A 15,669-nucleotide genomic window follows, 5' to 3' on the forward strand; every position below is an offset into this window, starting at 1 on the left:
ATCGGCCTGGTTAAATTTGGTGTCGTAAAAACTCATAAAGCTGGCGCGAATCATAGCGCCACAAATGGGCGGTATTGACCGGCAATAACGGCATCAGCGCGTTACTGATCAACACCTCTTCTGCCGCCGCCAGCGTTTCCGGCGGCTCGGCGACGTAATGCAGCGTATATTCGCTGTCCGTCAGTAACTCAATCACCCGGCGACGCATTAAACCCGCCACGCCCGACTGACTCAAATCGGGGGTATATACTGCTTTCCCCTTACGCCAGAATAAATTAGCCGCACAGCATTCCACCAGCAGCCCTGCGGTGTCAAGCACCAGCGCCTCGTCGGCGTCAGTCTGCTCAAGATGCGCACGGATCAACACCTGTTCCAGCCGGTTAAGATGTTTAATGCCCGCCAGCAGCGGGTTACGCGCCAGCGGCACCGGGCTTAACGCCAGACTGACGCCCTGCTCGCGCCACTGCAGATAGTGCTGCGGATACGCACCGCATGACACGATACGGGTTGGCTGCTCACAGCCGGCGGGACTATAGCCGCGCCCGCCGACGCCTCGCGTCACGATAGTTTTGACCACGCCAAGCGGGATTGATTCTGCCGCCTGACGCATTTCCTGCTCCAGCGCCGCCCAGTCCAGCGGCGGCAGCAGCAGGCGCTGTGCCGCCTGCTGCAGGCGTTCAAGATGCCAGGGCAACAGCGCTACCCGGCCATCAACCACGCGTGCGGTGGTAAAACAGCCGTCGCCGAACTGTATACCGCGGTCGCCAGCCGCCAGCGCGTCACTCTGCGCTCCATTAATCCAGTACATAAGCATGTTCCCCAGCTTCCCGTATCTCGGCGTACAGGATAACAGGCGCAGCGGACCAGATCCCGGACGACGGACGTAAAAAAGCCCGGTAAAAACCGGGCTTTTAATCTAGAGTGCAACCACGTTACACGCGACGGAAAATCAACGAGCCGTTGGTGCCGCCAAAACCGAAGGAGTTACACAGTGTGTACTCCATATCTTTGGTCTGACGCGCTTCATTCGGCACGAAGTCCAGATCGCAACCTTCATCCGGGTTATCCAGATTGATGGTTGGCGGCACGGACTGATCGCGCAGCGCCAGCACGGTAAAGATCGACTCAATCGCCCCCGCCGCCCCTAACAGGTGGCCGGTCATGGATTTTGTCGAGCTTACCATCACGCGTGCAGCATCGGCGCCAAATATCGATTTCACCGCCTCTGCCTCGGCCTTATCGCCTGCCGGGGTAGAGGTACCGTGAGCATTGATATAATCGATCTGTCCGGCATTCAGGCCGGCATCGCTCAGGGCATTCGCCATCGCCAATGCAGCGCCCGCGCCGTTTTCCGGTGGTGACGTCATGTGGTAGGCATCGCTGCTCATACCAAAGCCGACCACTTCCGCATAAATTTTAGCACCGCGTTTTTTCGCATGTTCGTACTCTTCGAGCACCATCATGCCGGCACCGTCGCCCAGAACAAAACCGTCACGGTCTTTATCCCAAGGGCGGCTGGCGGCCTGCGGTTCGTCATTGCGAGTGGAGAGCGCGCGTGCGGCGCCGAAACCGCCTACGCCTAATGGCGTACTGGCTTTTTCCGCCCCGCCGGCCAGCATCACGTCGGCATCATTGTAGGCAATGATACGCGCCGCATGGCCGATATTGTGCACGCCGGAAGTACAGGCGGTGGCAATTGAAATGCTCGGGCCGCACATGCCATACATGATGGTCAGGTGGCCGGCAATCATATTAACGATGGTCGACGGCACGAAGAACGGGCTGATCTTGCGCGGACCGCCGTTAACCAGCGAACTGTGGTTTTCTTCAATCAAACCCAGGCCGCCAATGCCGGAGCCAATCGCGGCGCCAATACGGCCAGCATTAGCCTCGGTGATGTCCAACCCGGCGTCCTGCATGGCCTGCATGCCGGCAGCAATACCGTACTGGATAAACAGATCCATCTTGCGCGCATCTTTGCGGGAGATGAAATCTTCGGAATTAAAATTCTTTACTAAGCCGGCAAACTTGGTTGCATAGGCAGTAGTATCGAAATGGTCAATCAGGCTGATGCCACTCTGACCGGCAAGAAGTGCGTTCCATGTGGACTCGACCGTGTTGCCGACAGGAGACAACATGCCCAGTCCGGTCACAACTACTCGACGCTTAGACACGTTTGTCCTCCAAGGAGGGATAATATGACACTAGGATAGAAAAACTTAGGCGGTCGAGTGACCGCCTAGATATGTTCGCTTACTGCTGGCTAGCGTTGATGAAATCAATAGCTGCCTGAACAGTAGTGATTTTCTCAGCTTCTTCGTCTGGAATCTCGGTGTCGAATTCTTCTTCCAGTGCCATTACCAGTTCAACGGTGTCAAGAGAATCGGCGCCCAGGTCTTCAACGAAAGAAGCGCTATTTACCACTTCGTCCTCTTTAACACCCAGCTGCTCAACAATGATTTTCTTAACGCGTTCTTCGATAGTGCTCATACTCTTAAATTTCCTATCAAAACTCGCTTTCGCGATGGTTTTCGTAGTGTATAAAATGTTGAAAAAGATGCAACTAAATCCCGGCTGGTCAAACCACGATTTTACGCTATTTTGCGGTTTTTACCTCAAATAACGCAAATGGTTTTCGCATTTTTTAGACCATGTACATGCCGCCATTGACATGTAAGGTCTCACCGGTGATATAGCCAGCCTCATCAGAGGCTAAAAATGCAACAGCGCTGGCGATTTCTTTAGCATCCCCCAGACGATTAGCCGGTACAGATGCCAAAATGCCTGCACGCTGTTCTTCTGTCAACGCCCGTGTCATGTCCGTTTCAATAAAACCGGGCGCCACGACGTTGACCGTAATGCCACGAGAAGCAACTTCACGTGCCAAGGACTTGCTAAAGCCGATCAGGCCGGCTTTAGCCGCCGCATAGTTTGCCTGCCCTGCGTTCCCCATGGTGCCAACCACGGAACCGATGGTGATGATACGGCCAAAACGCTTTTTCATCATAGCTCGCATTACCGCTTTTGACAGACGGAATACGGAAGTCAGATTAGTGTCCAGGATATCCTGCCACTCATCGTCCTTCATACGCATCAGCAGATTATCACGCGTAATACCGGCATTATTCACTAAAATGTCGATTTCGCCAAATTCTGCGCGAATAGATTCTAAAACGCTGTCGATAGATTGTGCATCAACCACGTTCAATTTGAACCCTTTACCGCTCGCGCCCAGATAGCCGCTGATGGCTTCAGCGCCTTTGTCACTGGTCGCCGTGCCGATCACCTTGGCGCCGCGCGCAACAAACGATTCCGCAACAGCACGGCCAATACCGCGGCTGGCGCCGGTGACCAGAACAACTTTTCCTTCGAAGCTCATTGTTTTCCTCTTTATTGTGCAAGCGCCGTCGACAGAGTGGCGGGATCGTTGACCGCCGCCGCCGTCATCGTGTCAACGATGCGCTTGGTCAGGCCGGTGAGCACCTTGCCCGGGCCGACTTCCAGCAGAGAGCTCACGCCCTGCGCTGAGATAAATTCTACGCTTTCCGTCCAACGCACCGGGCTGTACAGCTGACGCACCAGCGCGCTGCGGATCGCCTGCGGATCGTTTTCGATCTTCACGTCGACGTTGTTCACCACCGGGACCTGCGGCGCATTGAAGGTCACCGCCTCCAACGCGACGGCCAGTTTGTCGGCCGCCGGCTTCATCAGCGCACAGTGGGAAGGCACGCTGACCGGCAGCGGCAGCGCGCGCTTGGCGCCGGCCGCTTTACAGGCCGCGCCTGCGCGTTCGACCGCTTCTTTATTCCCGGCGATCACCACCTGGCCCGGCGAGTTGAAGTTGACCGGAGACACCACCTGGCCTTCAGCCGCATCAGCGCAGGCTTTGGCGATGGCGTCATTGTCCAGGCCGATAATTGCGTACATGGCGCCGGTGCCTGCCGGCACCGCTTCCTGCATCAGTTTGCCGCGCAGCTCAACCAGGCGCACCGCTTCCTGGAAATCCAGTACGCCGGCGCACACCAGCGCAGAATATTCGCCCAGGCTGTGGCCCGCCATCAGCGCCGGCGCTTTACCGCCCTGCTGCTGCCATACGCGGAAAATCGCCACCGAGGCGGCCAGCAGCGCAGGCTGCGTCTGCCAAGTTTTATTCAGCTCTTCGGCCGGCCCCTGCTGCACCAGTTGCCACAGATCGTAGCCCAGCGCGGCGGATGCCTCGCTGAACGTCTGCTCAACAACGGGAAATTCAGCGGCCAGTTCGGCCAGCATGCCAACGGTCTGCGACCCCTGGCCCGGAAAAACAAAAGCAAATTGCGTCATTTTTATTTCCTGTCAATCAGAAACGAACCAGCGCCGAGCCCCAGGTAAAGCCGCCGCCGAAAGCTTCAAGCAGCACCAACTGGCCGCGCTGGATACGTCCATCACGCACGGCTTCATCCAGCGCCGCAGGTACCGAGGCGGCGGAGGTGTTGCCGTGTCTGTCGAGCGTCACCACCACTTTGTCCATCCCCATACCCAGTTTTTTCGCCGTCGCGCTGATGATGCGCAGGTTGGCCTGATGCGGCACCAGCCAGTCCAGCTCGCTGCGATCCAGGTTGTTGGCGTTCAGCGTTTCATCGACAATATGCGCCAGTTCGGTGACCGCCACTTTGAAGACTTCATTGCCCGCCATGGTGACATACGCCGGCTTGTCTTTATCCTGACGGTCTTTGTACGCCAGCGTCAACAGATCGCCGTAATGGCCGTCCGCATGCAGATGGGTGGACAAGATGCCCGGCTGCTCGGAAGCCCCCAGCAGCACCGCGCCCGCGCCATCGCCGAACAGGATGATGGTGCCGCGGTCTTCAGGATCCAGCGTACGCGACAGCACGTCAGCGCCAATCACCAACGCATGCTTCACCGCACCGTTTTTGATGTATTGATCGGCCACGCTCAGCGCATAGGTAAACCCGGCGCAGGCCGCCGCCAGATCGAACGCCGCGCAGTCTTTAATGCCCAGCATATTCTGAATCTGGCAGGCGGAGCTCGGGAAGGCGTGGCTGGATGTGGTGGTCGCCACAATAATCAGACCGACATCTTCCTTGGCCACGCCGGCCATCGCCAGCGCATTGGACGCCGCCTGGAAGCCCATGGTCGCCACGCTTTCATCAGCGGCAGCGATACGACGCTCACGGATACCGGTACGCGTTACAATCCACTCGTCCGAGGTATCCACCATTTTTTCTAAATCAGCATTGGTGCGCACTTGTACGGGTAAATAACTCCCCGTACCGAGAATCTTTGTATACATGTACGATCAGTCACTCTTGGGTAATACAGCCTCAAGGCGCGCCGCAATCCGGTTGGGGATTTGCCGCTGCACCGCCTGCACAGCCTGTTCAATAGCTACCGCAAACGCCTTTTGGTTCGCAGCGCCGTGGCTCTTGATTACGGTGCCCCGCAATCCTAACAGACATGCACCATTATACTGGTCGGGGTTCAGGTGGCCGAAGCGTTTCGCCACCCGTTTTTGCAACCAACGGCCCAACAATTTTAACCACCACGTCTGCCTGCCACCGTCACCTGACGATTTCAGCAGCGATAAAAATAGCCTTATTACGCCTTCCATTGTCTTCAGCGTAACATTGCCGACAAAGCCGTCGCAGACCATAACATCGGTTTTACCTGTGAGCAGATCATTGCCTTCCAGATAACCAATATAGTTGATTGTCGGAGTTTTTCTTAATACAGCGGCGGCTTCGCGAATATTATCTAAACCTTTGCTCTCTTCTTCGCCGATATTCAGCAGCGCCACGCGCGGCTGTGCGATACCGACCACCTCTTCCGCCATCACGGCGCCCATCACGGCAAACTGCACCAGCATCGTGCTGTCGCATTCCACATTCGCGCCCAGATCGAGCACCACCGTTTTACTGTGCTGCTGATTTGGGATCACCGTCATCAACGCCGGACGCTCAATGCCGTCCAGCGGCTTGAGCAACAGTTTGGCCAGCCCCATCAGCGCGCCGGTATTGCCGGCGCTGACGCACGCCTGCGCTTCACCGTTTTTTATCAGCTCCAGCGCCACGCGCATAGACGTGCCGCGGCTGGCGCGGATCGCCTGAGAAAGCTTGGCGTCGCCGGCGATTACCGATGTAGCGGGCACGACGTGCAGACGCTCCAGCAAATGCGGATCGGCTTTGGCGAGTAAGGGAGAGATAGCGTCGGGATCGCCGACTAGCAGAAGATGGAGTTGTAAATTAGAGGCCAGTGCCTGCAATGAAGCAGGCACTGTGACGCAGGGACCGAAGTCCCCGCCCATAGCATCTAACGCCAGGGTTAGACGAGTCAAGGTATCGCTAACTTAGCCGATAACCTTGCGACCGCGGTAGAAACCGTCGGCAGTGATGTGGTGACGACGGTGGGTTTCACCAGATGCTTTGTCTACAGACAGGGTAGTCGTAGTCAGCGCATCGTGTGAACGACGCATGCCACGCTTGGAACGGGTTGGTTTGTTCTGTTGTACGGCCATGGACCTTACTCCTCGATTACTTACGCTTTAAACTGGCTAATACGGCAAACGGATTCGGTTTCTCCGCCTCTGCAGGCAGTTTGCCAAATACCATGTCCGCTTCGGACACTTCACAGTGTTCAGATTCATGTACCGGAACGACAGGCAGTGAAAGAATAATTTCGTCTTCAATCATTGCCAACAGATCGACTTCGCCAAACTCGTCAACTTCGATCGGTTCGTACGCTTCCGGTAATGCCTCAGCCTGCTCATCATTGACGACCGGGCTAAAACAATATGTTGTGTGTACATGATGCTGGAACGGCTCGCCGCAGCGCTGACACGATAACGTGACCGTGACATCTGCCTGACCGGTGATAACCGCCAAACGCTGGTTGTCGATATCAAACGACAATTCAGCGACAACATCGCTGTCCACACTGACCACGGACTCGGCAACACGGGTAACCAGCTCAGGCGCATAGACACCAACATAGTCCAGGCGTTTCTGAGCGGTACGTACCGCATCAATGGTCAAGGGTAATTTTACCTTTTGCATAGGGCGCGCATATTAACTTTGTAACGACATAGAGTCAAAGAAAAAGGCCGTGAAAACGGCACCTTTCACCAATATTCGCTTCCGCAGCGGCCGACAGTTTAAAATGCTGTCACCATTTACGCTACGGTTTACGAAAAAAATTATGCAACAACTTCTTCTGGCCTCCACCTCCCCTTACCGCAAAATGCTGCTGGAAAAACTGCATTTACCCTTTATCACCGCCGCGCCGCAGGTGGATGAAGCCCCCCTGCCGGGCGAAAGCGCCGAAGCGCTGGTGCTGCGGTTGGCCGCCGCCAAGGCACAGGCGTTGGCGGACGCCTACCCCGATCACCTGATCATCGGTTCCGATCAGGTGTGCGTGCTGAACGGACAGATTACGGGCAAGCCGCACAGCGAGCAGCAGGCCGGTGAACAGCTGCGCCAGGCCAGCGGCAATATCGTCACCTTCTATACCGGCCTGGCGCTGTACAACAGCCGCACGCAGCATCTTCAGGCGGTCTGCGAGCCGTATCAGGTGCATTTCCGCCCTCTCGGCGCGGAGGAGATCGCCAACTATGTGCGTATCGAACAACCGCTGAACTGCGCGGGCAGTTTCAAAAGTGAGGGGCTGGGCATTGCCCTGTTCGACAAACTGACGGGCCGCGACCCCAACGCGCTGGTCGGACTGCCGCTGATTACCCTGCTGGAGATGTTGCGGGCCGAAGGGGTCAGCCCGCTGGCATAATGCTTACTGCTGCGCCTGTTTGCGCAGCTGCTTCAGGCAGTGGCGCAACTGGTCGTCCATCGGCGCTTCAATACGCAGCGTTTCGCCGCTGGCCGGATGTTCGAAGCGCAGCGCCGCCGCATGCAGGAACAGCCGTTTCAGACCGGTCGGCGCCAGCTGACGGTCAAATTCCCGGTCGCCGTAGCGATCGTCACAGGCGATCGGGTGGCCGGCGTGCAGCGTATGCACGCGGATTTGGTGGGTGCGCCCGGTGATCGGGCTGGCCTTGACCAGCGTGGCGAACGCGAAGCGCTCCTCGACCTTGAAGCGGGTTTCGGACGGTTTGCCTTCACTGCTGACCCGCACCACCCGTTCGCCGCTTTGCAGAATATTCTTCAGCAGCGGCGCCTGCACCGCTTTGCAGTGGGACTGCCACTGGCCGCGCACCAGCGCCAGGTAATCCTTCTGCATGGTTTTTAGCCGCAACTGCTCATGCAGCGCACGCAGCGCCGAGCGTTTTTTCGCCACCAGCAGCACGCCGGAGGTATCGCGATCCAGCCGATGCACCAGCTCCAGGAAGCGTGCCTCCGGACGCAGCGCGCGCAGCCCTTCGATCACGCCGAAGCTCAGGCCGCTGCCGCCATGCACCGCCGTGCCGGACGGTTTGTTCAGCAGCAGCACATGGTCGTCCTCATACAGGATACAGTCGGCCAGCGCCGCCACTTTATCCAGTTTGGCGGACACTGGCGTATCTTCACGTTCGGCCACGCGCACCGGCGGTACGCGCACCACGTCGCCGGCCGCCAGTTTGTATTCCGCCTTGATGCGCCCTTTGTTGACCCGCACCTCGCCCTTGCGCACGATGCGGTAAATCATGCTCTTCGGCACGCCTTTCAGGCGGGCAAGCAGAAAATTGTCGATTCTCTGACCTGCTTCGTCGTCAGAAACCGTGATGAATTGTACTGCAGGATTGTTCGTTTTCATGGGGCGGGATTCTAAATACAGCAGGTAAATAGCGCCACCTCTTTTTATATGCTTAACTGTCAGTCTGAGTGCGGAAGTCACCGCGGTGAACAATAAGGCAGCAAGCCGGTTTGATCGTTTGCGATTTCTTCCGCAGTTAAGGCAAAGTCACCTTGCTATAACGGTATCAGCAGTGGAATAATGAGTTCGCTTTCCGCGTTGATTCTCGTTAAAGCAGAGTAAAATGCGGAATTACCAAGGTTTGTCTGATAACGCAAAAACGCAGCAATGGCGTAAGACGTAATGCGATATCAAACAATTAGCGGGCTGCGGGTTGCAGCTTGGCCGGCAAATGGAATGTGATCTGTCGACGTAAATCAGAGGCTATTCCCCGAGTAAAAGTGCTGTTTTTCACAAAGAAAAACAGGCTTACCGAGATAATGCGCCCCTATGCAGGCGACAACCGGGAGGTTGACGACTTTGCGAGAAGACACGGGGTTTTCGGTTTTAATCCGGCCATAGAGGTTATGCCCAAATAATTCAGGTGGCGCTAAAGCGGCGACCGCGCGCACGTCCGGCAACATGGGCGGGTGCGAGAGAAGGCCGCGACGCAAGGCAACCTGAACGATGACGGATATATTGCCCGCAGCTCTGTCGATAATGTAAAAAATAACGAGTAAGTTAAGATGAAAAGAATGTTGATTAACGCAACTCAGCAGGAAGAGTTGCGTGTTGCCCTTGTAGATGGACAGCGGCTGTACGATTTGGATATCGAAAGCCCGGGTCATGAGCAGAAAAAAGCGAACATTTACAAAGGCAAAATCACCCGTATTGAACCAAGTCTCGAAGCAGCGTTTGTCGACTACGGCGCAGAACGACATGGTTTCCTTCCTCTTAAAGAAATCGCCCGCGAATACTTCCCTAACAGCTATTCCTCCCATGGCCGCCCCAACATCAAAGATGTGCTGCGCGAAGGCCAGGAAGTGATCGTACAGGTTGATAAAGAAGAACGCGGCAACAAAGGCGCCGCCCTGACCACCTTTATCAGCCTGGCCGGCAGCTATCTGGTGCTGATGCCGAACAACCCACGCGCCGGCGGCATTTCCCGCCGCATTGAGGGTGACGACCGCACCGAACTGAAAGAAGCGCTCTCTTCGCTGCAGCTGCCCGACGGCATGGGCCTGATCGTCCGCACCGCCGGCGTCGGCAAATCCGCCGAAGCGCTGCAGTGGGACCTGTCGTTCCGTCTCAAGCACTGGGAGGCCATCAAGAAAGCCGCCGAAGGCCGCCCTGCACCGTTCCTGATTCACCAGGAAAGCAACGTTATCGTCCGTGCCTTCCGCGATTACCTGCGTCCTGACATCGGCGAAATCCTGATCGATAACCCGAAAATTCTCGATCTGGCGAAAGAGCATATCGCTGCGCTGGGCCGTCCGGACTTCAGCAGCAAAATTAAAATGTACAGCGGTGAAATCCCGTTGTTCAGCCACTACCAGATTGAGTCGCAGATCGAATCCGCTTTCCAGCGTGAAGTGCGCCTGCCTTCCGGCGGTTCCATCGTTATCGACACCACCGAAGCGCTGACCGCGATCGACATCAACTCCGCACGCGCCACCCGCGGCGGCGATATCGAAGAAACCGCGTTCAACACCAACCTGGAAGCGGCGGATGAGATTGCCCGTCAGCTGCGCCTGCGCGACCTCGGCGGCCTGATCGTCATCGACTTTATCGACATGACGCCGGTACGCCACCAGCGCGAAGTAGAGAACCGCCTGCGTGATGCGGTGCGTCAGGATCGCGCACGTATTCAGATCGGCCGTATTTCCCGCTTCGGCCTGCTGGAGATGTCCCGTCAGCGCCTCAGCCCGTCGCTGGGCGAGTCCAGCCACCACGTCTGCCCGCGCTGTAACGGCACCGGCACCGTGCGCGACAACGAGTCGCTGGCTCTGTCCATCCTGCGTCTGATTGAAGAAGAAGCGCTGAAGGAAAACACCAAAGAGGTGCACGCCATCGTACCGGTTCAGGTTGCTTCTTACCTGCTGAACGAAAAACGTGAATCCGTCAGCGCCGTTGAAAAACGTCAGGCCGGCGTGAAAGCCGTGATCGTGCCAAACGATCAGATGCAAACGCCGCATTACTCCGTGCTGCGCGTGCGCAAAGGCGAAGAAACCTCCACCCTGAGCTACCTGCTGCCGAAGCTGCACGAAGAAGAAATGCTGCAGCCGCCGGAAGAGATCCCGATGGAGCGTAAGCGTCCTGAGCAACCGGCGCTGGCCTCCTTCTCCCTCGGCGCCGACGCACCGCCGCCGGCTGCTGAATCCGCCACGGTGAAAAAACCGGCCGCCAGCCAGCCGACGGCTACGCCAGCCGCCGCCGCGACGCCTGGCCTGCTCAGCCGCTTCTTCAGCGGTCTGAAATCGCTGTTCGCTGGTGAAGAACAACAGCCGGCAGCAGAGGAAAAACCGGTTGAAACTGCGAAGAGCAACAGCAGCAGTGAAAACCGCCGTCAGGATCGCCGTAATCAGCGCCGTCAGGGCTCTGGCCGTAAAGAGCGCGGTGAACGTGGCGAGCGTAGTGAACGCAGCGATCGCAATGAACGTGGCGAGCGTGGTGAACGTAAGGAACGCGCTGAAGGCCGTGAGCGTGACAACCGTGAAGGACGCGAACGCGATAACCGCGAGTCGCGTGACGAACAGCGCCGCAACCGCCGTAATGCTGCGAACAACGCACCAGCGACCAGCGAGACACCGGTTGATGAAGCCGCCAAAGCGCAGCGCGAAGAGCAACAGCAGCAGCGCCGCGAACAGCGCGCCGAGCGTCAACGCCGTCGCCAGGAAGAGAAACGCCAGGCGCAGCAAGAAGCGAAGCAGCAGGAGAAAGCCGCCGTCGCACCGGTAGCTGCCGCTGAAGAAGATAAGGAAGAGCGCCATCAGCAACCGGCTCAGCGTCGTCAACGCCGCCAGCTGTCGCAGAAGGTGCGTATCCTGTCAGCAGAAGAAGAGCTGCAGCGCGCTGCGGAAGAACTGCTGGCGCCAAAAGCACCGGCGGAAACCGCTGAGGAAGCCAAAGCGCCTGTGGCAGACGACAGCGTTAAGCTGCTGCCGGAAACCGTAGCCACCACCGGCGAAGAAGACACGCAGGAAAACCGTAATGGTGAAAACGGCATGCCGCGTCGCTCACGTCGTTCACCGCGCCATCTGCGCGTGAGCGGTCAGCGCCGTCGTCGTTACCGCGACGAGCGTTATCCGACCCAGTCGCCGATGCCGCTGACGGCTGCATTCGCGTCTCCGGAAATGGCGTCAGGCAAGGTATGGGTAGGTTACCCTGTCACAACAGCTGCGCAAGCAGTTGAAGAGACTGAGGTTAAGCGCCAATCCGAGGCAGCCGTTGAGCAGCAGCCGGCAGCGGAAACTGCCGCCAGCACTGCCGCGCCTGTCATTACTGCCGTTCAGGAAGACGTTCAGGCTGCAGCCGTTGCCAGCGTCGAACCGGCGGAAAGCGCGCCAGCTGCCGCTCCGCAGCAGGAAGAGGCCAAAGCGCCACAGCCGGCAGCCGTTGAAGCACCGGCCGACGTCGCCAGCGATGTTCAGCCTGTCGCTGAAGCTGCACCGTCTCAGCCTGAAGAGCAGACGGCGCCTGCCGCCATTGAACCGGCAACCGACACCGCTGAAGAAAAAGCGAACGCGGTAGAAGAGAAGGCCGTTGAGGAAACGACCATTGCGGCGCCAGCCGAAGCGGTCGTCAGCGAACCTGCTCCGCAGCCGGCAAGCGATGAGACGGTGCCGGCGGCCCCTGCGCCAGTCATCGCGGCTCAGCCTGTCGAAACGCGTTACAAGCATATCGCCAGCGCACCGATGACCAAAGCGCCGGCTCCGGCTTACCAGCCGGAAGCGCCGAAGCATAGCGACTGGCAGCGCCCGGGATTTAATTTCGACGGTAAAGGCAGCGCCGGCGGTCACTCAGCGGTCAATCAGGCCACTGCCCCGGCCACCAAACCGCAGCCGGTCAACGACTAAGTTAAACCGTGAAAAAAACCCGCCAGTCGGCGGGTTTTTTATTGCGCAGCGTTCAGGCTATTTTTTTCAGCTGTTTAATATCCAGCGAGTCCAGCTTGCCGTCAATTTGGTGGACAAAGTGCTGGAAGTGTTCGGTAGCATTATGCTTATCCAATGCCTCCGCGCTGGCCCAGCGCTCAAAGAACACGAAGGTGCCGGGTTTATCCAGCTCACGGTGCAAATCGTACTGCAGATTTCCCAGCTCCTGACGGCTGGCGTTGATAATCTGATGCACCGCTTCATTAACGTCATCAATACACTCCGCTTTGGCCTGCAAAGTGGCCACCACGCGAATTTCCATTTCATCCTCCTGTAGGAATAAGTAGCAAAAAGTCATCGTCAAGACGATTACTATGCGCCCGTTTATCTATTGTTTTCAACTTTGGTTAACAAACAGATGCATCAAGAACGCTTTCCGCTTATGCTTATACCCCGGCGTGAATAACCCCCATTATTCGCTTTTACTTAGACGTATTTCTGACCGCCGGAGCCTTGCACCATGACAGCACAACCTCAAGCCATGAAGATTCGCCGCCCTGACGACTGGCACATCCATCTGCGTGATGATGAGATGTTGAAAACGGTCCTGCCCTATACCAGCCAGGTATTCGGCCGTGCGATTGTAATGCCGAATCTGGCTCCGCCGATCACCACCCTTGAAGCCGCACAGCGTTATCGCGAACGCATCCTGGCTGCGGTGCCGGCAGAACACAACTTCACCCCGCTGATGACCTGCTACCTGACCGACTCCCTGTCGGCCGATGTGCTGACGGAAGGGTTTAAGCAAGGCATTTTCACCGCAGCCAAACTCTACCCTGCCAACGCCACCACCAACTCTAACCACGGCGTCAGCGATGTAACAGGCATCTACCCGCTGTTTGAACAAATGCAGAAAATCGGCATGCCGCTGCTTATCCATGGTGAAGTGACCGATGCCGGCGTGGATATCTTCGACCGTGAAGCCCGCTTTATCGCCCAGGTGATGGAACCGATCCGCCGCCAGTTCCCGGAACTGAAGATCGTCTTCGAACACATCACCACCAAAGAGGCTGCAGAATACGTCCAGGCCGGCGACCGCTTCCTGGGCGCCACCATCACGCCCCAACACCTGATGTTCAACCGTAACCATATGCTGGTGGGCGGCATCCGCCCACACCTGTTCTGCCTGCCGATCCTCAAGCGTAATATCCATCAGGAAGCGTTGCGCAAGGCGGTAGCCAGCGGCTCCGACCGTTTCTTCCTCGGCACCGATTCCGCCCCCCACGCCAAGCACCGCAAAGAATCCAGCTGCGGCTGCGCCGGCGTGTTCAATGCGCCAAGCGCCATGCCGGCCTATGCCACGGTGTTTGAGCAGTTAGGCGCGCTGGAACACCTGGAAGCCTTCTGTTCCCTCAACGGGCCGCGCTTCTACGGGTTACCGGTCAACGAAGACTTTATCGAACTGCAGCGCGTCCCTTCCGTGCAGCCTGAGGAGATTGCGCTGGATAATGAGTCCATCGTGCCATTCCTCGCCGGTGAAAGCGTTAACTGGACGGTGACCGCCAGCTAATCTTTTTTAACGCGCCCTCTTGCTCCCGAACCTCATTAACTGTATAAATAAACAGTAGATAACTTCGGGGGCAATTATGCGTGTTGAAGTAACCATAGATAAGACCAGGCCGCTGCCGCCGGGGGCAATTGAAGCCCTGAACGGCGAATTGAGCAAACGGATTAACCGTCAGTTCCCAGATACGGTGGTTCAGGTCAGGTATTCCGGCGCCAACGGGCTATCCGTACTCGGCGGCGTCAAAACAGATAAAGATCTGATCGCCGAGATCCTCCAGGAAACCTGGGAAAGCGCCGACGATTGGTTCAGTGCCGAATAATACTGCAATGCTGTTTTTGCCGGAGGTCGCTCTCCGGCTTTTTTATATCTGTAACCCGCCAACCGGGGTGAAATTTGCTGGAATAAAAACGCCATCTGATCTGTAATAGGAGTGGGTGCGGGCGCTATTACAACAGGAGGTCTCTTTCCATGGCCCTGGACAAAGAAAAATCAGAAGAAGCAATGACCTTCGGCGAACTGCTGACGGTTATCGCCGATCAAAAACGGCGCCTTAGCGTGCTGGAAGTCGCCTTCTCCTATCTGGCCTTTGGGCTGGATGACAAGGCTAACCAATTGCTGATCCATAGCCTGAAGCTGGAAGCGCAAAACCAGAACCGCGATGCCGAAACGCAACAGCACTTCGCCCAACTGGCAGCCGAACTGGAAAAGCATCTTCAGCCTCCCGCCGTTTCTCCTGCAGCAGAATAAACTGCCGTTCTACGGCTTGCCGCTCCGTAAAAACGGCAAGCCCCCCCCCTCATTTTTGCTGAATTATTGTGCAAACAAGCGATTATTTGACAAATTTTCGCCGGAAAAGCCCGCGGCAGTCAGCCACCAAGCGTATACTGTAAAAGCTCCTCATGAAGATGAGCCGCATCGATCCTCGTTAGTCACTCGCGTTAGTTACTACTCAATAAGGGGTCTTTATGGACAGAAATGATGAAGTTATTCAGACACACCCGCTTGTTGGATGGGATATCAGCACCGTTGACGTTTACGACGCCATGATGATACGCCTTCATTACCTGTCTTCGCTAGACCAAACGCTCGAGGAAGCCCAAGTAGACAGAACGCTTTGGTTAACCACAGATGTCGCCCGACAATTGATAAATATCCTAGAGGCGGGCATCGCAAAAATTGAATCAACGGAATACCAGGATCTTGACCGTAAGAAACACTGATTCATTAAGCCAAACGTCCTAAGCGCCGGTGCTCATTCCCGGCGCTTTTTCTTTATCTGCCGCCGACAACGGGTGCATTGCCGCGCCCAACCTTTTATCATGCTGGGCTCAGCAAAGCGCAACAGTGAGGATA

General features: G+C 56.9%; 17 protein-coding genes. 6 read left to right on the forward strand and 11 right to left on the reverse strand.

Annotated features, from left to right (window positions below; genetic code table 11):
- Positions 1–10: 10 nt before the first annotated feature.
- The 9 genes from pabC to yceD form a co-directional block, all read right to left on the reverse strand.
- Positions 11–808, reverse strand: a complete 798-nt coding sequence (gene pabC / locus FO014_RS00710) for an aminodeoxychorismate lyase (RefSeq protein ID WP_160027043.1) — start codon at positions 806–808, stop codon at positions 11–13.
- 124 nt (positions 809–932) lie between these two features.
- The gene (fabF, locus tag FO014_RS00715) at positions 933–2,174 is read right to left on the reverse strand and encodes a beta-ketoacyl-ACP synthase II (protein WP_160027045.1); all 1,242 of its coding nucleotides are present in this window, start codon (positions 2,172–2,174) and stop codon (positions 933–935) included.
- A 79-nt stretch (positions 2,175–2,253) separates the two neighbouring features.
- Complete coding sequence (gene acpP / locus FO014_RS00720) at positions 2,254–2,490, reverse strand: acyl carrier protein (protein WP_015671952.1); 237 nt, start codon at positions 2,488–2,490, stop codon at positions 2,254–2,256.
- Between the two features lie 154 nt (positions 2,491–2,644).
- A complete protein-coding gene (gene fabG / locus FO014_RS00725) occupies positions 2,645–3,379 on the reverse strand; it encodes a 3-oxoacyl-ACP reductase FabG (protein WP_160027047.1) in 735 nt (244 codons plus the stop codon).
- Positions 3,380–3,390: 11 nt separating this feature from the next.
- Complete coding sequence (gene fabD, locus FO014_RS00730) at positions 3,391–4,320, reverse strand: ACP S-malonyltransferase (RefSeq protein ID WP_160027049.1); 930 nt, start codon at positions 4,318–4,320, stop codon at positions 3,391–3,393.
- A gap of 16 nt (positions 4,321–4,336) precedes the next feature.
- Entirely contained in the window at positions 4,337–5,290 is a 954-nt protein-coding gene (locus FO014_RS00735) for a beta-ketoacyl-ACP synthase III (RefSeq protein ID WP_160027051.1), read from the reverse strand.
- Between the two features lie 6 nt (positions 5,291–5,296).
- Positions 5,297–6,331 carry a phosphate acyltransferase PlsX gene (gene plsX / locus FO014_RS00740; protein WP_160027053.1) on the reverse strand — a complete coding sequence of 345 codons (1,035 nt, stop codon included), beginning with the start codon at positions 6,329–6,331 and terminating at the stop codon, positions 5,297–5,299.
- Between the two features lie 12 nt (positions 6,332–6,343).
- Entirely contained in the window at positions 6,344–6,511 is a 168-nt protein-coding gene (rpmF, locus tag FO014_RS00745) for a 50S ribosomal protein L32 (RefSeq protein WP_015671947.1), read from the reverse strand.
- A gap of 16 nt (positions 6,512–6,527) precedes the next feature.
- The gene (gene yceD, locus FO014_RS00750) at positions 6,528–7,049 is read right to left on the reverse strand and encodes a 23S rRNA accumulation protein YceD (RefSeq protein WP_160027056.1); all 522 of its coding nucleotides are present in this window, start codon (positions 7,047–7,049) and stop codon (positions 6,528–6,530) included.
- 142 nt (positions 7,050–7,191) lie between these two features.
- Between yceD and FO014_RS00755 the strand changes: the two genes are divergently transcribed.
- Complete coding sequence (locus FO014_RS00755) at positions 7,192–7,773, forward strand: Maf family protein (RefSeq protein WP_160027058.1); 582 nt, start codon at positions 7,192–7,194, stop codon at positions 7,771–7,773.
- A 3-nt stretch (positions 7,774–7,776) separates the two neighbouring features.
- On the opposite strand, the gene rluC is transcribed toward FO014_RS00755, so the two are convergent.
- Positions 7,777–8,736 (reverse strand): 23S rRNA pseudouridine(955/2504/2580) synthase RluC, encoded by a 960-nt coding sequence (rluC, locus tag FO014_RS00760; protein WP_160027060.1) that lies wholly within the window; start codon positions 8,734–8,736, stop codon positions 7,777–7,779.
- Positions 8,737–9,401: 665 nt separating this feature from the next.
- Between rluC and rne the strand changes: the two genes are divergently transcribed.
- Complete coding sequence (gene rne, locus FO014_RS00765) at positions 9,402–12,731, forward strand: ribonuclease E (RefSeq protein ID WP_160027062.1); 3,330 nt, start codon at positions 9,402–9,404, stop codon at positions 12,729–12,731.
- 52 nt (positions 12,732–12,783) lie between these two features.
- Here the strand turns inward: rne and FO014_RS00770 are convergent, their stop codons facing one another.
- Positions 12,784–13,071, reverse strand: coding sequence for a putative quinol monooxygenase (locus FO014_RS00770; protein ID WP_160027064.1), 288 nt, complete (start codon positions 13,069–13,071; stop codon positions 12,784–12,786).
- 198 nt (positions 13,072–13,269) lie between these two features.
- Here FO014_RS00770 and pyrC point away from each other — a divergent pair, with 198 nt between their 5' ends.
- From pyrC to bssS, 4 genes are all read left to right on the forward strand, one after another.
- Positions 13,270–14,319 (forward strand): dihydroorotase, encoded by a 1,050-nt coding sequence (gene pyrC / locus FO014_RS00775; RefSeq protein WP_160027066.1) that lies wholly within the window; start codon positions 13,270–13,272, stop codon positions 14,317–14,319.
- Between the two features lie 76 nt (positions 14,320–14,395).
- Entirely contained in the window at positions 14,396–14,635 is a 240-nt protein-coding gene (gene dinI, locus FO014_RS00780) for a DNA damage-inducible protein I (protein WP_105230722.1), read from the forward strand.
- Positions 14,636–14,784: 149 nt separating this feature from the next.
- The gene (locus FO014_RS00785; protein WP_105230721.1) at positions 14,785–15,063 is read left to right on the forward strand and encodes a hypothetical protein; all 279 of its coding nucleotides are present in this window, start codon (positions 14,785–14,787) and stop codon (positions 15,061–15,063) included.
- A gap of 218 nt (positions 15,064–15,281) precedes the next feature.
- Positions 15,282–15,536, forward strand: a complete 255-nt coding sequence (bssS, locus tag FO014_RS00790; protein WP_160027068.1) for a biofilm formation regulator BssS — start codon at positions 15,282–15,284, stop codon at positions 15,534–15,536.
- The last annotated feature ends 133 nt before the right edge of the window (positions 15,537–15,669 follow it).

Origin of the sequence: Serratia rhizosphaerae (assembly GCF_009817885.1) — a bacterium.
Taxonomy (GTDB): domain Bacteria; phylum Pseudomonadota; class Gammaproteobacteria; order Enterobacterales; family Enterobacteriaceae; genus Serratia_B; species Serratia_B rhizosphaerae.